This window comes from Kistimonas asteriae (assembly GCF_018263925.1).
Lineage (GTDB): Bacteria > Pseudomonadota > Gammaproteobacteria > Pseudomonadales > Endozoicomonadaceae > Kistimonas > Kistimonas asteriae.
The window spans coordinates 1-25,702 of record NZ_JAEVHF010000008.1 but is presented as its reverse complement, the minus strand read 5'-3'; the positions used below and the strand labels follow the sequence as shown (position 1 = coordinate 25,702).

The following is a 25,702-nucleotide window of genomic DNA, read 5'->3' as shown; positions in this document are numbered from 1 at the left end:
CTCGGGGAATAACAGCTAAATCCCAACATGTGCTCGTTCGCAACAGTTTCCTTCAAGGGGCAAGACGCGAGAGTATAGTGAGCAATCCCTGCCCTTGCCTCCCTGTCAGACAGCAAAGATAAATGATGGTTCCGCAGACCATTCAATAATTGAGGAAGAGGCAGCTGCCCCCGCAATCTAGACGAGTCTGCAGTAACGTTTCAGGGAAGATAGCTTATCGATTGAGTAGCCAGCCCTGGAGCTACGACGGGCATATCAAGACCAACCACCATAGCCGTTGAGAAGATGACGCCCCGGTCTGGGGCATCCTGCATCAGGAGGCCTGTGAGGCGGCTGACAAGCGGCATATGTGATACCAACAGCCAGCAGCCACTATCGGGTATAGCCCCCAGCACTGATCGAACAGGCGCATCCGGCGTCAATTGATCACAGCGGGTTATCGGTATATCCATAGCTGCCATACCGGCTTGCATCCGTTCAGCTGTCTGCTGAGCTCGCAGATAGGGGCTTGCGAGAATGCCGGTCAATGGCAGCCCTGACATCTGTCTGGCAACTTCAGTGACCTGCCAACGGCCATGCTCTGAGAGAGAACGGTTCCGATCAACATCCGCGAAAGGAACCGCTTCCCCATGACGCATGATATACAACTTCATAACATCATTCGTTCCGGTACTGCTCTACCGCCTCTGCATGCTCCACTTTCGGCCAATCAGTGAATGGATAAGGTTTCTTATCACTATTAAACGTCAAAAAGCAGAGAATTTGATAGAGAAAACGATTTAAACCAATACTGAACTCCTGTAAGTTCAGGTTCGGCTTGCCCGTGACCAGGCTAAACAACGCCTGAGCAACCGCAAGAACAGCCACCAACATGATAGCCACCTGACTGACCAGGTAAAAAATAACCATATAGAGTATCCGCAGCCAGAGCGACTCGGACATCAGATTTTTCTTCAGTTTTTCATCCATAGTATCACCAGCCTTTTCTCTGTTTGCACTCAATATGACGCTTCCGACAGACAATCTCAAGATTGCTGCAGGATAAACTCGACATCCGTCTTTTGCTCACGCAGCATCATGGTGCGGGCAATATCGGCAATATCATGACCGTTAAAGATAATTTCATAAAGACCTGTCGCAATGGGCATGTAAACACCCATTTCATCAGCCTTTTCTTTTACCAGCTTTAAGGTGTTGATGCCTTCCGCCACCTGCCCCAACGCCTTTTCTGCGGCTTCCAGAGACTTGCCTTCACCCAAGGCATACCCTACCCGGAAATTGCGACTCAGGTTGGACGTACAGGTCACAATCAGGTCGCCCACACCGGCCAACCCAAGAAACGTCAGGGGATTGGCCCCCATCGTCACTGCAAATCGTCCCATTTCAGCCAGCGCGCGGGTAATCAACAAACTCTTGGTGTTCTCTCCCATCCCCAAGGCTTCTGCAAGCCCGGACACGATCGCATAGATGTTCTTCAGAGCGCCACCCAATTCCACGCCATAACGGTCATGGTTAGCGTAAACCCGGAAATAGTCGCAATGGAGGACTTCCTGGACAGTTTGACAAAGCTCCTCATCTTCACAGGCAATCACAGTGGCCGTAATACACTTCGCCATGATTTCCTTAGCCAGATTCGGACCGCTCAACACACCGATGCGCGCACCAGGTAACTCTTCATGCAGAATTTCGCTCATCAGGTCGAAGGTTTCAGCTTCAACCCCCTTGGTGGTCGAGACCAGTAATTTACTATCCACCAAACCCTGCATGTTACGCACAACCTCGCGAAACGCTTTGCTCGGTATGGCAACAAAAACCAGTTCACTGTCGTCCAGGGCAAAGGCAAGATCTGAGGTGGCAACCACATTCTGGTTAATCGTAAATCCAGGCAGATAACGCTCATTGACGTGAGTTGTGTTCATGGCCTCTGCCTGCTCAGTAGAACGCATCCACTGACGGACATGGTTACCCTTCGTCGCACTGATATCTGCCAGGGCAGTCCCAAAGCTACCACCACCCACCACGGTAATCCGACGCTTTTTAGTTGGTCTATTCTGTTCTGTCATGCACTGTTACAGCTATTTTGTTCAATAGCTCATGATACTTGATTGCAGTAGCAAAGCGCGAGCTATAACCCCTGTTTTTTTATGAACAAAATTTAACCTTCAGCGGAAGCACTTTGCCTAACAGCTTGCTAGTACAATACATCCCTCCAACAAGATGGCGAATCAACAGATTCTTCATATTTAAATCAACTTAGAACCCTTAAATTACCCTACACATCAACAACCATAAACAATCAAATCAACAAAGACAGGCATTGGCCTCTAGAAAGCACAAGGCCACAAAAAACATGTTCGGAATGTTTCATGAAATACTTTCTGTTTCGTACTCCGCTTTAGATAGAAGCGCCATCTTTTCATTTTTCACTCAACCATTTTATGAAACGCACCAAACGAGTTTTATCTAAAGCCCAACCAAACATCAAGCTGAATACACCAAAAATAATGAGATTTCCCTTTTACACAAAATACAACTTCCAACTTAATACAAATGGCGTCATACAAGAACAAATAATCAATCTACCTATATAATAAAGCCATATAAAAAATCACATAAAAACAATTTCAACAGTGCATTCTTTCCATTTACTCTTAAATGACTGTTAAGGTAAGAATCAGCACTAAAGCAATCCCATTTTTTTACGCCTACAGCACACCCATCTGAGACTGTTGCGCGGTGAAAAGTCTGGCCTTAGCATTTACGGATGTCACCATCTAACCACCCGGTATCACTCGATAGAATAAGTGACCGGTTATGGTGGCAAAAAGCGATAACACATTAATTTGGTAGCAGAATAATCCCACATAAGCGTTACGTTCTGTGTACAGTCGTTTTGTTTTTTGTTACAAATCCACGATTGTCGTTAATGCTACGACATTCCGGTGTTATAGTGCCACGGTGACGCAATACTCAGCGCGCCAGGGAAGCTCAGTCACCTGTTAGCATTAACCATTCCCTGTGCGAGGCGCACATTATCAGTAACCCTCTGCTGTGCCTGCCTACTGCTGAATCCGGCGGTAAACGCCGGACAGGGGAATGATTTGGCCGACCGGACCTCCATGATGAAAAAAGACAGCTTTAGCCGTGATGAATTACTAGCCTGTTCCCAGGGAGAGCTCTTCGGCCCAGGAAACGCACAGCTTCCCGCACCCAATATGCTGATGATGGATCGCATTACTCGCATCAGTGAGGAAGGTGGCGAATACGGCAAGGGAGAAATCATTGCCGAGCTAGACATCACGCCCGATCTTTGGTTCTTTGAATGCCATTTCCCGGGCGACCCCGTCATGCCTGGCTGCCTTGGGCTTGACGCTATGTGGCAGCTGGTGGGTTTCTATCTCGGCTGGCTTGGCAACCCTGGCAGAGGTCGCGCCCTGGGATGTGGTGAAGTCAAATTCTCAGGCCAGATACTGCCACGCCACAAGACTGTGACCTATAACATACATCTGAAGCGGGTCATCACCCGCAAACTGATCATGGGTATCGCCGACGGCACCGTCAGCGTCGATGGCAAGGAGATCTACGTTGCCAAAGACCTGCGCGTCGGCCTGTTTACCTCAACCGATAATTTTTGACATAACCCGGGTTAATTCATGAGACGAGTCGTTATTACTGGCCTTGGCATCACTTCCTGCCTCGGCAACTCTGCTGATGCCGTGACCGAATCACTCAGGCACGGTCGCTCTGGCATTCGCCTGAATGAAAGCTATCGCGAAATGGGCTTCCGCAGCCACGTCTCCGGCTCCGTCGAGATCGACCTGGAATCCCAAATTGACCGGAAGTACCTTCGCTTCATGGGCAACGCTGCTGCCTATGCCTACATTGCCATGCAACAAGCCATTGAAGACGCCGGCCTGGAAGAGAGTGATGTATCCAATGAAATGACAGGGCTGATTGCAGGCTCAGGGGGTGCGTCTTCCAACAATATCATCGAAAGCACTGACATCCTGCGCAGCCGGGGTATCAAGCGCGTTGGCCCCTATCGCGTACCGCGGACCATGGGCAGTACCGTTTCCGCCTGCCTGGCAACCCCGTTCAAAATCAAGGGTATTAATTACTCCATCACATCGGCTTGTGCAACAAGTGCCCATTGCATCGGCAATGCCCTGGAACAAATCCAGATGGGTAAACAAAACATCGTCTTTGCCGGTGGTGGTGAAGAAGAGCATTGGTCACAAAGCGCCATGTTTGATGCCATGGGCGCCCTCTCCAGCAAATATAACGATTCCCCCGAAACCGCTTCCCGCCCCTACGATGCTACTCGGGATGGTTTCGTTATCGCCGGTGGCGGCGGTATGGTTATTCTCGAAGAGCTGGAGCACGCAAAGGCCCGCGGCGCCAAAATCTATGCTGAAATCGTAGGTTACAGTGCGACTTCCGACGGTTATGACATGGTGGCGCCATCCGGTGATGGCGCAATACGCTGCATGAAGCAGGCGCTTTCCACTGTCAACGGTTCCATTGACTACATCAATACTCATGGCACCAGCACACAAGCCGGCGATATCACCGAGCTTAAGGCGATCAAAACCATGTTTGGCGATGCCATACCGGAAATCAGCTCCACCAAGTCCTTATCCGGTCATTCACTGGGAGCTGCTGGCGTACAGGAAGCCATCTACAGCCTCCTGATGATGAAAGAAGGTTTCATCTGCGCCTCTGCCAATATCACTGAGCTGGATGAAGGCGCTGCGGGTGTCCCTATCATCACCGGTGAGTCCGTATCCCGAGACTTGAACCGTATTCTGTCAAATAGCTTTGGCTTTGGCGGCACCAATGCCTGCCTCGCATTTGAGAAGTATGCTGGCTAACCAATAAACAAAAAGGGCAACTGCAGTTGCCCTTTTTATTCTCTATTTCGCACACTTATGCCTAACAGGCAGGTGTAACACCCACCGTTTCAAAGGCCTCATTGACTGTCGCTTCCAAGACTCCTTCCTGACTGGCTGCCAGCTTTACACCACAAGCAGCTTCTGCAAAGCTTGAATCCGGTGTCCAGTAAAGCATATTGGCCCGTAACATCAGACCAAAGACCTTACGTACATCGCCATTGAGGCGCTTTGACATTTCATAAAATGCTTTGCTGAACAGACCACTGCCGAGATGGTCAACATCCCCTTTGTCAACATCATCAAAACTCAGGTAACAGCCAGCCACGCGATAATAACAACCCGCTGCACCATAGAGCTCAGGCTGACTGAGCGATCTTATTGGATTCTTGCTTTTACTGATACGCTCGCCAAATTGCCAAGTCAGCTGATTTTGGCCATAAAGACGCTCATGAGCCTTTGCATCATGGCTTTTCAGGTAATATTCAGCCGTAATCGCAGCCATATCTGAAAACGCCTCACTCAGTGCGCCGGCCTCACCTGCCCCTGTTAGCCCTGAGTGTTGCTGAGTAAAGGCATGACTGATTTCATGCGCCAACACCCCCAACGATGCAAACGGGTAAAAGCGCTTCCCCCCGTCCCCCAGCAGCACATTCTGACCATTCCAGACAGCGTTCTCATAATCAACACCCGCATGGGCTGCCACCATCAACGATTGACCACCAGCCAGAACCGACTGTTTATACCAACGTTCATACATGGCAATAACCATATTGCCAAAAACATAGGCATCATTGGCGGGTGAAAACGCACCGTTGGACGTATCTCCTCGATTATTATCACACTCGTAATTCAGTGGCATGGAAAAATCATTATCCACCCAGTAAGTGCGATTATTCAAAGAGATAACGACCAGGCGTGTATTGGCCAACAGGCAAATATCATTGCTTTGCGTTACCGACAAGGAAGGTAATCCGCTTTCTCCAAATACATACCGACCGGTTTTAGCATTACCACCCGGCCCTTTATCCCGATAAAGGGATTTAACGTTATCCCAATATTGATAAATACTGGAGTCAGCGGCATCAATTAAATAATGGGGCCATTTCTCAGGTCCATTAGATGGTCGTACACGGAAACTGACCTGATAGACAAAATGTGCTGTACGATTACGATCAAGCCATATTGCCGGTTGTGTATCACTCTCAACGATATTGCCAGCAATTCCCGTTCGCTCCGTAAACTCTTCCTTAGCAAAACTGAGCATTTCTTCACGAAAACCATCCGTTCTCAGCTCATCATCAATCGGAAGGCGTAAACCTCTGGCCAACTTGCCAGAAAATTCAGCATTACTCAGGTCTTCATCCTTGTCAGTCCCGAAATGCGCAACAACATGGCGCCCCAAAACCAACATACCCTTGTAATACTGCTGGTAACGGGCATAACTGCCCTGCCTATCGGTAAACTGATGAATCCTGACAAGAGAATGGTCCAGCGACTCTATATCCAGCTCGCTATTGTTACGGTCATCAATGACCGTAAAGCCTTTCAACACCCTCTGATCAAACAATTCCAGCCGTAGATCATCAATCGCTGCCTGTGCGCTGACAGACAGCCATAACGCCACCCATAGAATGCATTTCGAGATAGGCTTGAGAGCCATGGTATCGTCCCTGAAATCCCAACCATCAATCTATATAGACAAAATTCACTCTATCTATGAATAAAACCTTATCAATTTCACTATAGACCGGAACCCGAAAGAAACTATCTCAATACCCTTCGGTCTTGACGGGGTGGTCAGTTGTGTTTATTTGCAGCAGCGGCATGGATGCCGCGGTAGCGAAGCAGGACAAGGAGTGTCCTGTCAGAGCGGGCGGAGAATAAACACAACAGGCCGCCGCTGGCTCGGCTTTCCAAATAACACTCAACAGTAGAAACATAACGCATAAAAAATGCCGGAAAACATACGCTTTCCGGCATTTTCATAGCGTTATGATTGCAGCTACTTAGCCAGCTACTTCAACCAAAAACTGATTAAGACGTTTGACGTAGGCAGCAGGATCATCCAGCTTACCACCTGCAGCCAGGTTGGCTTGGTCAAAGATAATATGCACCAAGTCGCCAAACCGGTCTTCATCAGGCTCATGATCCAGCCGGGTAATCAGCGCATGATCAGCATTAATTTCCATGATCGGCTTGCTTTCAGGTACATCCTGACCCGCCGCCTGGAGAATGCTCTTCATCTGAGCCCCCATATCAAACTGACCAACAACCAGACAGGCCGGTGAATCAGTCAGGCGATTCGTCACCCGAACCTCTTCCACACTATCAGCCAGGACGGTCTTGATACGTGTAATCAGGTCTTCGTGTTCTTTGGCTGCCTCTTCCTTGGCTTTCTGATCGGCTTCATCATCCAGGGTGCCAAGGTCCAGGTCACCACGACCGACGTCAACGAACTGCTTACCGTCAAATTCGTGCATATGGGACATCAGCCACTCATCGACACGATCAGTCAGTAACAGAACTTCAATACCCTTCTTGCGGAAGACTTCCAAATGCGGACTATTGGCCGCCGCATTGTAGCTTTCCGCTGTAATGAAGTAGATCTTCTCCTGCCCTTCTTTCATTCGGCCCATGTAATCGGCCAGAGAAACTGACTGTGCTGATGTCCCCGTATGCGTGGAGGCAAAGCGCAACAGCGCCGCAATTTTTTCACGGTTGGCAAAGTCTTCCGCCGGACCTTCCTTCAGCACCTGACCGAATTCACCCCAGAAGGCCTGATAAGTCTCCTGATCACTTTTCGCCAGCTTGGCCAGCATATCCAGCACCCGCTTCGTCAGAGCGGTCTTCATACTTTCCACCTGCGGCTCTTTCTGCAGGATTTCGCGGGAGACGTTCAGGGACAAGTCATTGGAATCAACCACACCCTTGATGAAGCGCAGGTACATGGGCAGGAACTGCTCGGCTTCATCCATAATGAACACGCGCTGCACATAGAGCTTCAGCCCCTGCTGCATGTCACGGTTGTAAAGATCAAACGGTGCCTTGGATGGCACATAGAGCAGACTGGTGTATTCCAGCTTACCCTCGACCCTGTTATGACTCCACTTCAGCGGATCAGCAAAATCGTGACTGATATGCTTGTAGAATTCCTTGTACTCTTCATCGCTGATATCACTGCGACTCCGGCACCAGAGCGCTTTCGCGGTATTAACCGTTTCCCACTCAGGCTCAATCTCAACCTTTTCTTCACCCTCTTCAGGCTCCGGCTGATCCTTGAGCATCAGGACAGGCAGGGAAATATGGTCAGAATACTTGCGAATGATAGAACGCAGACGCCAACCATCGGCAAACTCCTGCTGCTCTGACTTGAGATGCAGGATAATGGTAGTGCCACGCTGTTCACGATCAATAGACTCAACAGAAAATTCACCGGCACCTTCTGAAATCCAGCGAACGCCCTCCTGCTCACCGGCTTTACGGGTTTCAACCGTGACTTTGTCAGCAACGATGAAGGCTGAGTAGAATCCGACACCAAACTGACCAATCAGCTGGGCGTCCTTTTTCTGGTCGCCCGTCATCTGTTTCAGGAATTCACCGGTACCCGATTTAGCAATAGTGCCCAGATTATCAATGACTTCCTGGCGGCTCATACCAACACCATTGTCAGTGATGGTGACGGTTTTCGCCTCTTTGTCAAAACTGACGCGGATATCCAGATTAGGATCAGATTCCAACAGGCTGCTGTCGTGCAATGCTGCAAAACGCAACTTATCAGCCGCATCGCTGGCATTGGAAATCAATTCACGGAGAAACACTTCCGGATGAGAGTACAGGGAGTGAATCATCAAGTGCAGCAGCTGCTTGACTTCGGTCTGGAATCCCAGGGTTTCCTTACTGGCTTCAACAGTCATGGGGTGCTTTATCCTCTTGAATTGAGCCTGACAAATGAATACTGAGAACCTAGATGAGGCCATCCTGGCCGATTTCAAGGGCATATTTTCTGCCAATTGATTTCGGCGCGTATAGATAACGACTGCAGAGCCCCAAACACTACCCATTATTTTCTGCAACTGACAACATCGTCATTGACCATAACAACCGTTCAAAATACTTATTGTCGCTGGCGGCCATGGCCCCTAAGATGCGCCGCTTTGGCATAGACCCGCGCCTTTGCTAACACAAGGTTTTCAAACGGTCCCTGTCAGGATGACAGCACACTATATGCCCAGCACCTGGTGCAATCGCGTACCGCCGGAGGACAAGCAGAGACACGATGACACCCATTTCCTTTATTTACGGCCCAATGAAGTCTGGCAAAACGGCACGGCTGATCGGTGATTTTTACGCGCTGTCTGAGCACTACAAAGTCACAGTCGTCCGCCCGTCCATTGATACCCGGTCACCGGACGGCTATGTGAAAAGCCGCAATGGCAGCGAGCTGCAATGCAAGGTGTTTGCTTCTACTGATCAGTTGCTGTCAATAATGAATGATTCGGGCACCGAGGTTCTACTGGTCGATGAAGCCCAATTTCTGCCTGCCGAAACCGTCAGGCAGCTAATCCGTCTCAGTCTGAACTCTGCACTGCAGGTGCGTTTCTACGGTCTAATGACCGATTACCTGGGCAATATTTTTGAAGCCTCAGAAACCATCACGAAGTTTTCGCAGAAACTGGAGCCCCTGTTTGCCAACTGCCACTGTGGTAAACCCGCCCAGTTCACTCAGTTTACCGGCGAAAGTAATGGCCGCACCATCATCGTCGGCCACGATGAAGAATACTTTCCTGTTTGCACTCACTGTTTCCTGGAAGCCTGTTAACCATGACCGATTGCCAGACCAACCATTTTGTTGCCGTGGAAGCCAACATTGCTGCCGGTAAATCGACACTCTTGCCGCTTCTCGCCGAAGCCATGGGCTGGGAAGCGTTGAAGGAACCGGTTGACGACCCACGTTTCACCGAACTGCTGGAAGATTTCACCAAACATCCCCACGATGCCAACCGTCGTATTCGTTTCCAGAAGTACATCACCGAGCGTCGTGCGACACTGGTAGAAGGGCTGGACAAAAGCAAAAATTACCTGATTGAGCGCTCGCTCTACTCAGACCTGATCTTTTCTCAGGCCAACTTCCTGTCCATGGAACAACCTGACGCCATGTACATGGATTATTACTACGATATCAAGCGTCGGCTGGAGCACTACCCAAGAATAAGCACTGTCGTCTACCTGCAGACTGACCCGACGGTTGCTCATAGCCGCCTGCTGGAACGGGCACGTTCAGCAGAAACAGGCACGCCACTGGCATATCTCGAAGACCTGCATCGTTTCCACGAAGCCTGCCTGCCCCAAATCTGCCGGGAAATGCAGACCCCCATGCTGACCGTCAACTGGAATGCGTTCGGTTGCGAACATGCGCTGGCCGAAATGATCATTTCGACCATCGAAGATCATCAGCCATTGGCAGCCTAAACACATAAAAAAGAGCCTTAACAAGGCTCTTTTTTTCAATTTACGCGTATTCTTCTTCCAGCCCGAACCATTTCAAGCGCTCGTGCAACTGAACCACTTCACCGACAATGATCAATGTGGGCGGTTTGATTTTGATTTCGGCGATGTCACTGACGATTGAGGTCAAGCTACCCGTGTAGACACGCTGTTCCCGTGTCGTACCTTGCTGAATCAGCGCAACCGGCGTCTCCGGATTACGACCATGGTCGATCAATTCCTGACAGATTCTGGGCAGCCCCATCAATCCCATATAAAAAACCAGCGTCTGATCGTTACGCACCATTTCTGACCAGTTAAGGTCATACCCTCCATCTTTGAGGTGGCCGGTCACAAAACGTACCGACTGCGCATAGTCACGGTGTGTCAGGGGTATACCGGCATAGCTGGCACATCCCGATGCAGCGGTAATTCCTGGGACCACCTGGAAAGGGATGCCTTCATCAGCGAGGGTATCAATCTCCTCTCCCCCACGACCAAAGATAAACGGATCACCGCCTTTAAGGCGCAAAACACGCTTACCCTCTTTGGCCAGCTTTACGAGCAGCGTATTGATATCCTCTTGGGGTAACGTATGCTGATCCCGTCGCTTACCTACGTAAATATAATCCGCATCACGACGACACAGGGCCAGCACATCTTCTGATACCAGTCGGTCATGTAACACGACATCCGCCTGCTGCATCAGCCGAAGGGCACGGAATGTCAACAAATCGGGATCACCAGGTCCACCACCGACAAGATAAACTTCTCCCACCAGCTGTTCTTCCTGCGCTTCCAGCGCTTCCAGCGCCTGACCGATCATTCGCCGAGCCTGTTCCATATTGCCAGCCAGTGCCTGCTCCGCAGCAGGTCCACCAAACACTTTTTCCCAGAAATAGCGACGATCATTCAAGCTGGAAAAACGGGCTTTGACCTGCGCCCGGAAGCTACCGGCCAGGTCTGCCAATCGTCCGTAACCATCCGGAAGCAAACTCTCCAGCCGGGTGCGTAATAGCCTTGCCAAAACCGGCGCTTTACCTGCGCTGGACACCGACACGATCAGGGGAGAACGATCAATAATCGCCGGCATAATGGCATTACCTTGCTCAGCGCCATCGACCACATTCACCGTCAAACCACGGGCTTTAGCGGCGTCAGCAACGGCTCCATTCACCGTGTCACTGTCCGTCGCGGCTATCACTAAACGAACACCATCCAAATCATCGCCCTGAAAAGGACGCTGAATGATTTCATGTCGCTGGTGATCCAGCATGCCAGACAGTTCTTCAAGGATATCCGGCGCCACCAGACGAATGCGTGCCCCTGCTGAAAGCAGCAATCGAATCTTACGAAGCGCTACAGAATCACCACCAACCACCAGGCATAAGGTATCCCTGACATCCAGATACAGCGGCAGATAATCCACTGTCGCACCCCCCTTCTTATTCTCTCTCTGAACGACCGGTTCCCTGTCAGCTCCTGTCCTTCCGATGGCATTTTACACACATCAAACAACCAAACGCTTATAAAACCCTGAAATATCCTTATATGAAAAAGGCTTTTTACGGAAACCATACCCCTGAAATCGTCAAATATGGTAACCTCGGTGCGCCTGAAAAGGTTAAAAAAAGAGCGGCAAACGCCACAAAAGAGAACTGCCGTTTACAACGGCACGCAGGTATCGACAAGGACCAGTAATGACCCAAGAGAGTCGCTATATTGTCGCGCTGGATCAAGGCACCACCAGCTCCCGCAGTATCATCTTTGATCATGACGCGCAGATTGTCGGCATTTCACAACGGGAATTCACCCAGATCTACCCCCGGGCCGGCTGGGTCGAGCATGACCCCATGGAAATCTGGGCAACCCAGAACGCCACACTGACAGAAGTGCTCGATAAAGCCGGTATTGGCGTCGAGGAAGTGGCGGCCATCGGGATAACCAACCAGAGAGAAACCACCGTCGTCTGGGACCGTCACACGGGCAAGCCTGTTTACAATGCCATTGTCTGGCAATGCCGACGTACCACCGAAATTTGCGAATCGCTGAAAGAGCAGGGCCTGGAAGACTATGTCCGTGAAAATACCGGACTGGTACTCGACCCCTACTTCTCCGGCACCAAGATCCGCTGGATTCTGGACAACATAGAAGGTGCTCGGGAAAAAGCTGAAAAAGGTGACCTGCTGTTCGGCACCGTGGATACCTGGCTGGTCTGGAAACTAACCAACGGACGCACACACGTCACTGATTACACCAATGCCTCCCGTACAATGTTGTTTAATATCAAGACACTGGAATGGGATGCAAAACTGCTGGAAGCCCTGCAAATTCCACGCAGCATGCTGCCTGAAGTCAAAACCTGTAGCGAGGTTTACGGTAAAACCACACTACGAAACAACATCAGCGTCCCAATCGCAGGCATTGCCGGCGACCAGCAGGCGGCCCTGTTTGGCCAGCAGTGCTACGAAAAAGGCATGGCCAAAAACACCTACGGCACTGGCTGCTTCATGCTGATGAATACCGGCGAAACGCCGGTGCCATCCAGTCATGGTCTGCTGACCACCATCGCCTACGGCCTTAACGGTCAGGTGAATTATGCGCTGGAAGGCAGTGTATTCATGGGCGGCGCTTCTATCCAGTGGCTGCGGGATGAAATGGGACTGGTGCGTGATTCTGCCGATTCCGAATATTTCGCCAGCAAGGTCGACGATACCAATGGCGTCTACATGGTGCCAGCCTTTACAGGCCTTGGTGCGCCCTACTGGGATGCCCATGCCCGTGGCGCCATTGTCGGGCTGACCCGCGGCGCCAACCGCAACCACATTATTCGGGCTACCCTGGAAGCCATTGCCTACCAGTCACGCGATGTACTGGACGCCATGCAGCAGGACGCTGGCATTGAGCTACACCAACTGCGTGTTGATGGCGGTGCCTCAGCCAATGAGTTCCTGATGCAGTTCCAGGCCGATATGCTGGGCGTTGACGTTGTGCGCTCCGCGATTACCGAAACAACAGCGGCCGGTGCCGCCTGCCTGGCCGGTTTGGCTGTGGGTTTCTGGGACAGTGTGGATGCCTTCAGGCAAAAAGCCAGTGACGCCTCTGTATTCTCAGCCAACATGCCACCTGACCAGGTTGAACAACGCTACAAGGGGTGGCAAAAAGCCCTGAAACGCTCCCTGGCATGGAACAGCGACGATTAAACAGCAATAAAAAACCCGGCAACGCCGGGTTTTTTATTAAAACAACAGTAGTTACTGAATAATCTCAATACCGCCCATATAAGGCTTCAACGCTTCAGGCACGTGGATTCGACCTTCGGCGTCCTGATAGTTCTCAATAACAGCAACCATCGCACGGCCGACAGCCACACCGGAACCATTCAGGGTATGCACCAGCTCTGGCTTGCCTTCCGCATTACGGAAACGGGCCTGCATCCGACGCGCCTGGAAATCCAGGCAGTTGGACACAGAGGAAATCTCACGGTACTTCTGCTGACCGGGCAACCAGACTTCAAGATCGTAGGTCTTGGTCGCGCCAAAGCCCAGGTCGCCGCCACACAGCGCAACGACACGGTAAGGCAGGCCGAGCTTCTGCAGGATTGCTTCCGCATGACCGGTCATCTCTTCCAGCGCCTCAAAGGACTTCTCCGGATGAACAATCTGTACCATTTCGACTTTATCGAACTGGTGTTGACGGATCATGCCCTTGGTATCCTTTCCATAGCTGCCCGCTTCACTGCGGAAACAGGGGGTATGGGCCGTCAGGCGCAGCGGCAGCTCAGCGGCTTCAACAATGGAGTCCCGCACCATATTGGTCAGCGGCACTTCTGATGTAGGAATCAGGTAATACGGCTTTTCTTCCCCTTCACAGGAGGTCTTGAACAGGTCTTCCTCAAACTTGGGCAACTGACCGGTTCCACGCAGCGCCTGATCGTGTACCAGATAGGGGGTGTAGCACTCCTCATAACCGTGTTCACTGGTCTGGACATCCAGCATGAACTGGGCCAGCGCACGGTGCAGGCGGGCAATCTGGCCACGCATCAAGGTAAAGCGGGCACCTGATAACTTAGCGCCAGTTTCAAAATCCAGTCCGTAAGCCTGACCCAGCTCGACATGATCCTTCGGCTCAAAATCGAACGGCTTGGGCTCGCCCCACTGGCGCACTTCGAGGTTTTCCTCTTCGTCCTTGCCTTCCGGTACCGATTCGTGCGGCAGGTTGGGCACTGCCATGAAAATGCTATCAAGCTCGCTCTGAAGTTCTTTCAGGGCATGCTCGGAGGTCTTCAGTTCCTCGTTAATGCCATCCAGACGGGATTTGAGCTCAGTGACATCCTCGCCTTTTGCCTTCAACATACCGAACTGCTTGGAACCGGACTTGCGCTCGCTCTGCAGTTGTTCTGTACGCAGCTGGATGGACTTTCGCTCGGCATCCAGGGACATGATCCGTTCCACATCCAGTTCGTAGTGCTTCTTGCGCAGCAGGGCCGCGACGTCCTCAGGATTGGCGCGAACGTATTTGGGATCTAGCATGAGAGCTCTGTTACCTTGTCTGTATTAAGCAAAGACCTTACCGGCCAGCGAGTAACCGGCCCAGGTTGCCAGCAGGCAACCTGTCACACTGGTCAGCATGTAGGCAATGGCGCCTACCGGGTCGCCGTCCTGTATCAGGCGGAACGCATCCAGCGAAAACGTCGAAAAAGTGGTTAATGCACCCAGGAAACCAACCATGATGAACTGCCGCCAGACCGGCGGTAATGAAGCCTGTTCAACCAGTGCGTAGTAAGTCACGCCAATGATAAAAGATCCAATAATATTGGCAACCAGCGTGGGCACCGGGAACAGCTTTGCTTGACCCAGCTCAGCAAAACCCAGGTAGATCAATGCCCTGGAAACCGCGCCAAGCGCACCGCCCAGGGCAATGGCAATCCATTCAAACCAGAGAAACATAAGACAATATTCCGATTCTACTAAAAACAGGAAAACACCTGCATAAGGTGTTCCAGGCTCTCGCCGTCAGGATGAAGATCGCCGGGGATTGGGAGACGCGGCATCCAGCGATTGCAGCCATTCCAGTTTCTGACGAATTTTACTTTCCAGCCCGCGATCCGAAGGGTCGTAATATCGCCGGGGCTCCATAGCTTCCGGAAAATAACATTCACCGGCAGCGTAGGCATTGGGCTCATCATGGGCATAACGATAGCCTTCATGATGCCCCAGGGATTTCATCAACTGGGTCGGCGCATTGCGAATATGCAACGGCACCTCATGGGAAGGGTTATTCCTGACATCATCAAACGCAGCCTTCATTGCCCGATAGACAGCATTACTCTTCGGGGCACAGGCACAATATACCGTCGCATGGGCAACGGCAAGCAACCCTTCGGGGCTTCCCAGCCGCTCAAAAGCCTGCCAGGCATTGAGGGCCATCTCCAGGGCACGGGGATCCGCATTGCCGATATCTTCACTGGCAATCGCCACCAGCCGCCTCACCACATACAGGGGATCAGCGCCGCCATCCACCATTCTCGCAAACCAGTACAGGGCTGCATCAGGGCTGGAACCCCTGACTGACTTGTGAAAGGCGGATATCTGGTCAAAAAAAGCATCCCCGCCCTTATCAAAGCGCCGACTGCTGTCAGCCAGTACGCCCTGCAGAATCTCGGGGGTAATTGCCTGATCTGAAGCCAGATCAACCGCAATCTCTAACAGGTTTAGCAACCGCCGGGCATCGCCATCGGCGGCACGAAACAACATGATTTTTGCCTCGTCGGCAATCACTGGCGGGTGTTCACCCAAGCCGCGCGCCTTATCACTCAGGGCATGCTCCAGCACCCTGGCCAATGCCTCGGGTTCCAATGGCTTGAGCACATAAACACGGGTTCGGGACAGCAAGGCATTATTCAGTTCAAAACTGGGATTTTCGGTGGTTGCCCCAATAAAAATGATCGTGCCGTCTTCAATATGCGGCAGAAACGCATCCTGCTGGCTTTTATTGAAACGGTGAACCTCATCCACAAAGAGGATACTGCGGCGACCACTCTGCTCGCGAGCCATCCGCGCCCGCTCTACTGCAGCACGAATATCCTTGACCCCAGACAACACGGCAGACAGGGTTTCAAAGTGCGCATCGCAGACATTGGCAACGAGTCTGGCCAGTGTCGTCTTACCCACACCGGGCGGTCCCCAAAGCACCATGGAATGCGGACGCCCCTGCTCCAGCGCCTCGCGCAATGGTTTCCCTTTTGCAAGGATATGGGATTGCCCCAGGTAGTCATCCAATGTCTGTGGCCGCATGCGAGCGGCCAGTGGTTCATACGGTTTTTCCAGGGAGTCAAACAGAGAGCGGCTCATGGGTGATTGCAGTGTCCTTATCAGCTCTCATCATCAATGACATCCACACCGGGTGGGATGTACAACTCAAAGTCTTTCTCCGCCAGCTTTCGCTTACTACTGCTGGACAAATTGCGGAATTCAATCCGGGTTTTGGCGCCCAGCGCATCCGTCAGCATCATTTCACTGAGCATCTTTCCCTGAAACATCAGCTGCAGATTCTCAAACAGAGCATCCTGCCCTTTAGGAATCAAGGTAAATAATGAGACACCATCAGAAACGGATTCTGTCACACGGAAGCTGCTGGTGAGATCGGCGGTTTCACCACTCAGGATCAAGGCTGGTGTGGTATTGGTGCGGGCATCCAGCTTCTGAATCGTGACTTGTTCAAGATCCATATCATACAGCCAGACCTTCTGCCCATTGGATACCACAACCTGGGGAAAGGGCTTCTTGACCTCCCAGCGGAACAGATTAGGCCGCTGTACAGTCATTACCCCCTCAGATTCCTGGATACGCTTACCGCTGGCTTCCAGCGTATGCTGGGCAAAGCCGGCCTTGATGTAATGAAGAGGACTCAGCAACTTCGACAACTGACTCGCAGCCTGTTGTTCCTGGGCTGACACCTCAACCGCGTTCGTTTTGTTGCTTGGCGCACTCTCACCGTAGGCTGGCGACGTCAGCAACGTGATAGACAAGACCAATCCACCCAAGCAGCGGATGGAGAATTTATCACTCTGAAACATGCAATAGGATTCTGCTCTGAAAACTGCGGTTAAGGGTAACACAAGCCTTCCCTGAAGGATGGCAGTTTTGATCAATCACCCTTCTCCTTCAGGTCAACGCCATTATGTTACTACCGTGGTGGCGGAGGAGCGATCACTTCCCGGTTACCGTTACTGCCCATGGCAGAGACAACACCTGCCGCCTCCATGCTTTCAATCATCCGCGCTGCGCGATTGTAACCAATTTTGAGTTTACGCTGCACCGATGAAATAGACGCCCTACGTGTCTCGGTCACAAAGGCGACGGCCTCGTCATACAAGGCGTCCTGTTCTTCATCACTGCTGGCACCAAAGCCCGTGGCATCGCCGTCTCCGTCCGATGCACCACTGAGGACATCCTCGATATAATTGGGTTCCTGACGTTTCTTCCAGTCAGCAACCACCCGGTGAACTTCTTCATCACTGACAAATGCGCCATGCACGCGCACCGGCAGGCTGGTTCCCGGTGGCAAATACAACATATCGCCATGCCCCAGAAGCTGCTCACCGCCCCCCTGATCCAGAATGGTGCGTGAATCCACTTTCGACGATACCTGGAAGCTGATCCGGGTCGGGACGTTCGCCTTGATCAAGCCAGTAATTACATCCACCGAAGGGCGTTGTGTCGCCAGAATCAAATGAATCCCTGCCGCCCGGGCTTTCTGGGCAATACGGGCAATCAGCTCTTCAACCTTCTTGCCGACAATCATCATCATGTCAGCAAATTCGTCGATCACGACAACAATGAAAGGCAGTTTTTCCAGCTCCGGCGCCAGGTCGTCAGCGGAAACCGATTGATAGAAAGGATCGCGTAGCGGCTCTCCGGCTTTTTCAGCCTCATCCAGCTTGCGATTGAACCCCGCCAGGTTTCTCACCCCCATAGCGGCCATCAACTTGTAGCGCCGTTCCATTTCAGCGACACACCAGCGCAGTGCATTGGCCGCCTCTTTCATATCTGTAACAACAGGCGCCAGCAGATGAGGAATGCCGTCGTAAACGGAAAGTTCCAGCATTTTCGGGTCAACCATGATCAGGCGGACTTCTTCCGGAGACGCCTTATAGAGCATACTCAGGATCATCGCATTAACACCCACTGACTTACCGGAACCGGTTGTACCGGCAACCAGCAAATGGGGCATCTTGGCGAGGTTCGCGACCATCGAATGGCCGCCGATATCGTGCCCCAGCGCCAGAGTGAGCGGCGACTCCGACTCATCAAAGACTTTTGACGCAATCAGCTCACTGAAATACACAATTTCCCGATCCTCATTGGGAATCTCAATCCCTACAACGGATTTTCCAGGAATAACCTCAACCACACGCACACTAATGACCGCCAATGATCGGGCTATATCTTTTGCGATATTGGTAATCTTGCTGACCTTAACACCGGCCGCCGGCTGAATTTCAAACCGTGTGATCACCGGGCCGGGGTGAACAGCAACGACTTCCGCATCAACACCAAAATCCTTCAGCTTGAGCTCCAGCAAGCGGGACATACCCTGCAGGGATTCTGCGGAATATCCTTTCTTGCTTGAATGATCAGGCACATCCAGCAGATTCACCGCTGGCAGGCGGCCTTCAACCGAGGGTTCCTCAAACAATACCTGCTGTTTTTCCTTGACTGCCCGTACACTGGGTTCTGGTTTTTTCGGTGGCGGCGCGATAGCCGGTGGCGTACGCCCTGCCTGCTTTACCTTTTCTTTCTGAATAACCGATTCGCGTTCCTGTCGTATTTTTTCAACCGTCTGCTTTTCCCTGCGGGCTTCCATTTTGACAGCCAGCCTTCTGAAACCATTCTGCAGCAGGGAAACACCGTTCAGCGTCCACTTACCTATCAGATCCATGAGTCGGAACCAGGATAAATCCGTCAATAGCGTCAGGCCGAACAGAAACAGGGAGAGGAATATCAGGGAAGTACCAAAGCGATTCAATGCAGGTAATGCGACATCCAGTACCAGCTTGCCCAGAATGCCACCACTTGACGCTGGCAATCCGGCACTGGCCTGCTGATAGTGCAACGCGGCAAGCGCACAGGCGCTGGTCAGTACCAACAACAGCCCCGCAAAACGAAGGGTAAAGGTCGGCCAGTTCCAGGCACGGATTTCATAGCGATCGCGAAAGACTGTCCAGGCTTTCCAGGCTAACAGCAGTGGAAAGAGAAACCCTAAATGACCAAACAGGGAAAACAGCACATCCGCGAACCAGGCTCCCGCCCTGCCAGCACTGTTCACCACCATTTGCGAATGGCCAATATGCGTCCAGCCGGGATCACCGGCGTCATACGTAACCAGCGCCATGCAAAGATAAGCGGCGGCAACCAACAGGGTCAGCATGAACCCTTCCCTGAGTCTCAGAGCAAACGGCCCGGGCTGCCGGCTCTCAGTGTCCTGTTTTTTCTGCTGTTTCACTCTTGACCTGAAAATCTGACGCTAACGTAACATTCTCTATTGTAAGTCTTTTCCGTGAGGAATCTACGGTGGTCATTACCTGATGCCAAAAGCAGTCGCAATCTGCATCACACCATCGTCGCTGATAAGCGGGTAATCGCCTGCGCATAGGATCGAATGGCTTCACTATTTTCCAGCTTATCCAAGAAACGCCTGGGAATCGCATTCACACCATGCAGAGCCCCTGCTAACGCCCCAGTCAGGGCGGATCTGGCAACATTTTCACCCCCACCATTACTGGCGGATAACATAGCCATTTCGAAGCTGTCAGGATAACGGTATAGAAGATAGTAGGCAGCGGGCAAAAGATGAGTGACCTGGCAATCAAGCCCGAAAACAAGACTAATGTATTTGGTCGGTTCTACACAGACCATTTCCGGTCGCTCTGCTATCTGACCTAAACCCGGCTGTTGCAGGGAGCCGTATGATCCCACCAGGCGCATAACATCCTGAATTTCCGCCATCCTGGTCATAGCCTCATCCAGCTGCTCCAGCGTCGTCCCTTGAACCAACGCCTGGACGGTGAGTGCATACACCAGCTGACAGCCACGAAGAAAACGATCGCGATAAAATACCTGCAACAATCGATCCGCCGCGTCCACCAGTGACAATGGATCACGATATAACACCGCTAAAATCACGCAAAGCTGCGCACCCAGGGAGGTATCCGCATTGCCAGGCAAATCAGGCGAATCCCACGCAATGCCCTGCTGGCGCTTTTGCCTGATCTCTCTGACAACGCCTTCACTGTATCGACCAGACAGCGCCTCACCATTGAGTTCGCTCAAAAGCCCGTCTAACGCATGCCCAAACACCGCGACATCAAAACGGTTTTTCTCAACCAGCGATTCAAGCAACAGGAAGAGTATCTGACCCGTTTGAGAGTAGTTACCCGCTCTCAACCCCTGGTCGAAACGGTACTGACTAATGTAACGACAACTCTGTTCACTCTTCACCACTGGGTCCAGGTAGTCTGTCACCCACGGCCCCACATCGTGCTCCAGCACATTCAGGTCATAGTACCAGTGATAACCGAGACCAAGGGCATCACCGACAAACAGCCCCAGCACCGCCCCCTCAACCCGTTCTTCACGGGTCAGGGCTGCACCGGTTTGTGCGTTGTCAGCCATGAAGATTCTGCCTATCGATATGAGAAAAATGAATGTATCACGCAGCTAGGCACTGGGTGACGACAATCTGAATTCTCATCAGTCTAGCAGTAGGGAAAAGAATACATGGGCAGCGACAGGCAACCCATACGTTGGCCGCCGCTGCCAGAAAGGTTTGATCAACCGGTGAAGACAGGCAGGAGTTTCAACATATTCAAGACTTCCAGCAGCATCACTACGACACCAAAACCCAGCACCAGCCAAAGACGGGCATTACCCCCCGACACACGGAATGAAGAGCCAGACAAGCCCTGGCGCCGCGTTTGACGCACCATCATCACCGGCCCAATCACACAAAAAATCGTCGCGCCAAGGCCAGCAAAACCAATGGCAGTGATAAAGCCGTCAGGAATGAATACACCGAGCAAGGTTGGCGGAATAAACGTCAGAGCAGAGGTTTTCAGACGCCCAGGCATATCATCAGAAAAGCCAAACAGATCCGCCAGGTAATCAAACAGGCCGAGTGACACACCCACAAAAGAGGTGGCTACTGCCAACTGGGAAAACAGTTGTAATGCACTGGAGAGGTGAACACTGATGCCAGACTGTTCCAGCGCACGAATCAAGGCGCCGATATTACCGCCACTGGCAAGCACGCCACCAAAGGCCTCACGGGACAGGTTGCCCATGATGCTGATCTGCCACAGCACATAGATAACCAGAGCCAGCAGCGAGCCGAACAGAATCGCATTACGCAATGGACGCGACTCCTTGCCGCCCATGTACTTCACCAGACTGGGGACACAGTTATGAAATCCAAAGCTGACCATCATGAACGGAAGCGCCGTCATCACGAAAGGCAGGCTTTCACTCATCGGTAACACGGGAAACAATGTTTCGTGCTGCGCATTGCCAACAAGGCCACCGGTAAAACTCAAGAATGTGATCACCATACCCGCGACCATCGCCGTCGTAATGCGATCAACCGCTTTCGGCCCGATAATGACAAAGATCGACAGACCAGCAGCAAAAATCAGGCTCGCCAGGTGCGATTCCACGGCAATACCTGCCAGAGACTCCATGGAATGCGAAATAATCGAACTGCCACCGGAAATATAGGCGTAAGTCAGGATATAACAGACAAAGGCAACAGAGGCGCCATTGATCAAGCGACCGGATTTACCGATAGTCTTGCCAGCCAGGGTATCAAAGCTGGCTCCCTCCTTGTAATGCAGATTGACCTCAAGCAGATAGAGCGCCGAGCTGTAGCAGCAAAACCAGGCCAGCACCAGCACAACGATCGACACACTGAACCACATGCCGCTACTGACAACCGGCAGGGAAAACATACCAGCACCAATCCCTGTACCGGCAACAATCAAAGCCCCCCCAAGGACCTTTCTCAGGCTCGTTCGGGATGTGCTCCCGATACTCCCCGCAGAAACTGCAACATCATTCATTATTTACTGCCTGTATTGCCTGCATCAAAAAGTCACGTTCGCCATCATTCATGGATTTGAGGTTATTGGATCCCCGTGTGACCGTTGCGATACTGACACCCAGCCGCGTCGCTATCTCCCGCTGGCTTTCCTTACCCTCAATCAGCGCCTTGGCAATAGCCACCCTGCCATTGATGGCACTATGCTCTTCCCGGGTCAGCATCAGCTTGAACAGCCGTTGCAGATCACCTCTGTTTGTCGCGCTCTGTATCAGATCAATAAACACGGAAACACCAACTATCCATCAAAACCATGTAACGCCGTAACAGTACAGCAGTACGCGCTATTGATTACATAGCGATATATACGTATTCATTTATAGGCTTTTTATTTATATAGAGGTAAAGGTAGAAGCGTCAGATCAATACCCTTTCCAGTAGTAACGACCATAATCGACCAACACTTCAGCGCCCTTCTTGACGGGTTTAATAGTGACAACAAAAACATAAGGCCACCCCTGGTAGGTCGCCAGCACAAAGCAGGCATTATCTCTAAGGTCTGGCTCGTGCTCAGAATAAGTGGTGTTAGCGTTGATACAGATGGTGATATTGCCATGGCCATAACCGCACAGATCTATTTGTACCCCACCAAGGGAACAGTCGACGGCATAGCGGCCAACATTGGCACCATAACGTGCCATTTCTTCAGCAACATCATTACCCGCGCAGTAAAGACCGGCATACGGCGCAATCACACTGTAAGCGGGAATATCACATGCTGCGACAACACCAGACTGACCATGCAAGGCTTTCCTGGGATCCGAATGGCGTATCGTTGTCAGCTGCAAGGACGACTCAATGGTGCGTTGACGACCTACTCCATCGAACGAGAGCCAATGCTCAATACAATCGTGCCAGTAATGTTGATCCAATAATGGATGACGACTTGATAAGGTTTTTAATCGTTGCTCAACAGCCGGTGGAAGAATAACCTGCGGTTCTGGCCTTTTCTTAGTAAATGTCTCTTTCAGGATGCAGGCATCAGCCCCTAAAACACACAACGGTGCCCTGTTATCCCAGTACTCAGACAAAACAAGACCCTTAGTGTCTTTTTGCTTTCTATCGTGCTGAGTATCATCGGAGTGTTTGTTCTTCTGTAATGATAAATGGTCTTTCGGTATGGAAAATGGTGAGATCATAATGCACTGCAACGAACGCTTTCTCACCCACTCATCATGATCCTCTGAGGGGAGATATGGCTTTTCTATCTCACGGCTATCCGCTGCATCTGCACGGTTGTTATTGACCTGAAAATAACCGGCAGAGTGACCTGATGGAATTTTCGAAGACAATCATGACACCTTGTAAATAAACAGGATTGTTGATTGAGAATCAACGCAATCGCTCTATTGATTCAATTCGATGTTTCTCAATTGGCATGGTGAATGTTCCTCCACCATGCCTTAACTGCAATGACACAGTATCAGACTCAACGGAAACCAGGCGTCCAATAAAATGCTTGGATCGCTCTACAGAAACTTTTACATAATGCCCGATGTAATCTGAAATCTGATCAAGCGGTATGACACGACTGGATCCTATTTGTTTCTGTAATTGAGATTTTTTCTGCTCTTTTTTGGCCGCAGGAGGTTCCGCTTCCGACTCTTGTACAGCCATCCTTTCCCGCTTTCCATGATTCGACGCTTTTTCTTCTACGTTAGCTTGCTGCTTGGGTTGATAAGCATTCTTTGGGATATTGAGTTCAAACGGCGTGACTGTTTTGTCATTAATGCTCAGGGATAAGCCTAAAACCTCTACTAAATACTGTGCTTCATACATCCCCAGTATCATAGGATTAAAATCTGGCGGAGGATATGACGTAATAGTAATAGCGTCAGGTGTTTTCATAAAATCGAGATAGGCAGTTTTCATTACCTGATTAGGTATAATCCCCAGCGATAACGCATAGTAATCATCAGGCAATGCAGCAAAGCGTTCAATGTATTGATCAACCGTTATGCCTTCTTTATTCGCACAAAAACGATTGGTTTTCTCCGTCAATCCTTCATCCTGATAAGTTAACTCAACACTATCAATAGAAGGCATCGTCATAAGATCCTGTATTCCCAAAGAACGCTGATTTTCAAGATTGATTTTAGCCGTCACAGTGTAAGAATCAGGAACCCCACCACCCACTCTTAAACTGAGCTTTTGATCAAGGCGATTAAAGTCATATGAAACAAACAGGCTGGAAAACATTGCATCGTAACCCATCTCCTTGATTGCAGATGGGCCTAGCACATAGTATTCGCCACAAACAGGCTCAGCCACCCCTTCCAGCCGCTGTTTGATCATGCCATTCATTGCCTTCACAGATTGAGCATACAGGCCATATTCACTGATCAAAGGGTCATCGATACCATCAAACCGTAGCGTCAATGAAGCAGGCATTTCCCAGTCATTTTCCATCCTGATGTCATACATCAGTTTTATCATTTCAAACGTATTTGGAAAGACTACCGATGCTTTTTTGGCATAGAACTTATCTTCCATATAGTTTCTTGGCGCGATTTCCAGCTCGGAAAGTACAATTGCGCCCGAAATGTCGACCGTCACCTCGTCAAATCTTATGCGCGCTTCCGAAGCAGCCATATAAGCAGCCTGCTCAAGCCCCTCTTTAATCCTTTTTTCGGAATAATATTTAAACCCAAACCATGCAATTAAAAGCACAATAGAGAGGAAAACCAACTTTTTAAGAAGTGACAAAATCATTGTGACACCCTAAACATCCTGTACAAACGGTGCTTTCACATCAGGAAAACATGACCAATAAATTGATTATTGCCCATTATTACCTAGCCATTTAAAAAGAACCTTAAAATAACCATCACTTCGAAGAAAAGAAAAAACACCACAGTCATTAATTTGACACAACACATCCGCATCACACTAAATGCCCAGCAGATAATGACTGAAACAATACTTAGCCAAAAACTCACAGACTGCAGCAATCTTTGAAAGAAATACAAGTTGCCTGTTAAATTGAGCAGTAAGAAGTAGCTGGCATTTAAAAACCATACAAAGCAAAAACCCTGACCAGTTACCTGATCAGGGTTTTCTCAATTAAAGCCTGGCGATGACCTACTCTCACATGGGGAGACCCCACACTACCATCGGCGATGTATCGTTTCACTGCTGAGTTCGGGATGGGATCAGGTGGGGCCAATACTCTA

22 protein-coding genes and 1 rRNA gene are annotated in these 25,702 nt (G+C 50.8%); 6 read left to right on the top strand and 17 right to left on the bottom strand.

Going from position 1 to position 25,702, the window contains the following annotated elements:
- Positions 1–200: 200 nt before the first annotated feature.
- From sixA to KHS78_RS10535, 3 genes are read right to left on the bottom strand one after another with little or no spacing between them, the layout of a single operon-like run.
- Positions 201–653: a phosphohistidine phosphatase SixA gene (sixA, locus tag KHS78_RS10545; RefSeq protein WP_211828175.1), complete on the bottom strand. Its 453-nt coding sequence runs from the start codon at positions 651–653 to the stop codon at positions 201–203.
- Positions 654–657: 4 nt separating this feature from the next.
- The gene (locus tag KHS78_RS10540; RefSeq protein WP_211828174.1) at positions 658–1,002 is read right to left on the bottom strand and encodes a DUF4389 domain-containing protein; all 345 of its coding nucleotides are present in this window, start codon (positions 1,000–1,002) and stop codon (positions 658–660) included.
- A gap of 23 nt (positions 1,003–1,025) precedes the next feature.
- A complete protein-coding gene (locus KHS78_RS10535) occupies positions 1,026–2,063 on the bottom strand; it encodes an NAD(P)H-dependent glycerol-3-phosphate dehydrogenase (protein WP_211828172.1) in 1,038 nt (345 codons plus the stop codon).
- Positions 2,064–3,119: 1,056 nt separating this feature from the next.
- Between KHS78_RS10535 and fabA the strand changes: the two genes are divergently transcribed.
- Positions 3,120–3,635 carry a 3-hydroxyacyl-[acyl-carrier-protein] dehydratase FabA gene (gene fabA / locus KHS78_RS10530; protein WP_211828532.1) on the top strand — a complete coding sequence of 172 codons (516 nt, stop codon included), beginning with the start codon at positions 3,120–3,122 and terminating at the stop codon, positions 3,633–3,635.
- Positions 3,636–3,653: 18 nt separating this feature from the next.
- A complete protein-coding gene (gene fabB / locus KHS78_RS10525) occupies positions 3,654–4,871 on the top strand; it encodes a beta-ketoacyl-ACP synthase I (protein WP_211828170.1) in 1,218 nt (405 codons plus the stop codon).
- Between the two features lie 61 nt (positions 4,872–4,932).
- On the opposite strand, the gene KHS78_RS10520 is transcribed toward fabB, so the two are convergent.
- A complete protein-coding gene (locus tag KHS78_RS10520; RefSeq protein WP_211828168.1) occupies positions 4,933–6,552 on the bottom strand; it encodes a M4 family metallopeptidase in 1,620 nt (539 codons plus the stop codon).
- Positions 6,553–6,898: 346 nt separating this feature from the next.
- A complete protein-coding gene (gene htpG / locus KHS78_RS10515; RefSeq protein WP_211828166.1) occupies positions 6,899–8,806 on the bottom strand; it encodes a molecular chaperone HtpG in 1,908 nt (635 codons plus the stop codon).
- A 362-nt stretch (positions 8,807–9,168) separates the two neighbouring features.
- Here htpG and KHS78_RS10510 point away from each other — a divergent pair, with 362 nt between their 5' ends.
- Positions 9,169–9,711: a thymidine kinase gene (locus tag KHS78_RS10510; protein WP_211828164.1), complete on the top strand. Its 543-nt coding sequence runs from the start codon at positions 9,169–9,171 to the stop codon at positions 9,709–9,711.
- Between the two features lie 2 nt (positions 9,712–9,713).
- Positions 9,714–10,361 carry a deoxynucleoside kinase gene (locus KHS78_RS10505; RefSeq protein WP_211828150.1) on the top strand — a complete coding sequence of 216 codons (648 nt, stop codon included), beginning with the start codon at positions 9,714–9,716 and terminating at the stop codon, positions 10,359–10,361.
- Positions 10,362–10,401: 40 nt separating this feature from the next.
- Here the strand turns inward: KHS78_RS10505 and cysG are convergent, their stop codons facing one another.
- Positions 10,402–11,805, bottom strand: coding sequence for a siroheme synthase CysG (gene cysG, locus KHS78_RS10500; RefSeq protein ID WP_211828148.1), 1,404 nt, complete (start codon positions 11,803–11,805; stop codon positions 10,402–10,404).
- A 122-nt stretch (positions 11,806–11,927) separates the two neighbouring features.
- Here cysG and KHS78_RS10495 point away from each other — a divergent pair, with 122 nt between their 5' ends.
- Positions 11,928–12,077 (top strand): hypothetical protein, encoded by a 150-nt coding sequence (locus tag KHS78_RS10495; RefSeq protein ID WP_211828146.1) that lies wholly within the window; start codon positions 11,928–11,930, stop codon positions 12,075–12,077.
- Positions 12,077–13,579, top strand: coding sequence for a glycerol kinase GlpK (glpK, locus tag KHS78_RS10490; RefSeq protein WP_211828144.1), 1,503 nt, complete (start codon positions 12,077–12,079; stop codon positions 13,577–13,579). Before KHS78_RS10495 ends, glpK begins: the two co-directional genes overlap by 1 nt.
- A 51-nt stretch (positions 13,580–13,630) precedes the next feature.
- Here glpK and serS read toward each other — a convergent pair whose 3' ends face one another.
- From serS to rrf, 11 genes are all read right to left on the bottom strand, one after another.
- Positions 13,631–14,908 carry a serine--tRNA ligase gene (gene serS, locus KHS78_RS10485; protein ID WP_211828142.1) on the bottom strand — a complete coding sequence of 426 codons (1,278 nt, stop codon included), beginning with the start codon at positions 14,906–14,908 and terminating at the stop codon, positions 13,631–13,633.
- 24 nt (positions 14,909–14,932) lie between these two features.
- Complete coding sequence (crcB, locus tag KHS78_RS10480; protein WP_211828140.1) at positions 14,933–15,325, bottom strand: fluoride efflux transporter CrcB; 393 nt, start codon at positions 15,323–15,325, stop codon at positions 14,933–14,935.
- A 66-nt stretch (positions 15,326–15,391) separates the two neighbouring features.
- The gene (locus tag KHS78_RS10475) at positions 15,392–16,729 is read right to left on the bottom strand and encodes a replication-associated recombination protein A (RefSeq protein WP_211828132.1); all 1,338 of its coding nucleotides are present in this window, start codon (positions 16,727–16,729) and stop codon (positions 15,392–15,394) included.
- Positions 16,730–16,749: 20 nt separating this feature from the next.
- Complete coding sequence (gene lolA / locus KHS78_RS10470) at positions 16,750–17,454, bottom strand: outer membrane lipoprotein periplasmic chaperone LolA (protein WP_211828130.1); 705 nt, start codon at positions 17,452–17,454, stop codon at positions 16,750–16,752.
- Positions 17,455–17,564: 110 nt separating this feature from the next.
- On the bottom strand, positions 17,565–19,883 hold the full coding sequence (locus tag KHS78_RS10465; protein WP_425513968.1) for a DNA translocase FtsK: 2,319 nt from the start codon (positions 19,881–19,883) through the stop codon (positions 17,565–17,567).
- A 107-nt stretch (positions 19,884–19,990) separates the two neighbouring features.
- Positions 19,991–21,052, bottom strand: a complete 1,062-nt coding sequence (locus KHS78_RS10460) for an ADP-ribosylglycohydrolase family protein (protein ID WP_211828126.1) — start codon at positions 21,050–21,052, stop codon at positions 19,991–19,993.
- Between the two features lie 158 nt (positions 21,053–21,210).
- Positions 21,211–22,491: an aromatic amino acid transport family protein gene (locus tag KHS78_RS10455; RefSeq protein ID WP_211828125.1), complete on the bottom strand. Its 1,281-nt coding sequence runs from the start codon at positions 22,489–22,491 to the stop codon at positions 21,211–21,213.
- Positions 22,484–22,756: a trp operon repressor gene (gene trpR / locus KHS78_RS10450; protein WP_211828123.1), complete on the bottom strand. Its 273-nt coding sequence runs from the start codon at positions 22,754–22,756 to the stop codon at positions 22,484–22,486. Before trpR ends, KHS78_RS10455 begins: the two co-directional genes overlap by 8 nt.
- A gap of 135 nt (positions 22,757–22,891) precedes the next feature.
- A complete protein-coding gene (locus tag KHS78_RS10445; protein WP_211828121.1) occupies positions 22,892–23,821 on the bottom strand; it encodes an SET domain-containing protein-lysine N-methyltransferase in 930 nt (309 codons plus the stop codon).
- A gap of 40 nt (positions 23,822–23,861) precedes the next feature.
- Entirely contained in the window at positions 23,862–25,241 is a 1,380-nt protein-coding gene (locus tag KHS78_RS10440) for an LSm family protein (protein WP_211828119.1), read from the bottom strand.
- Positions 25,242–25,597: 356 nt separating this feature from the next.
- Positions 25,598–25,702 (bottom strand): 5S ribosomal RNA (gene rrf / locus KHS78_RS10435); the annotation flags it as partial.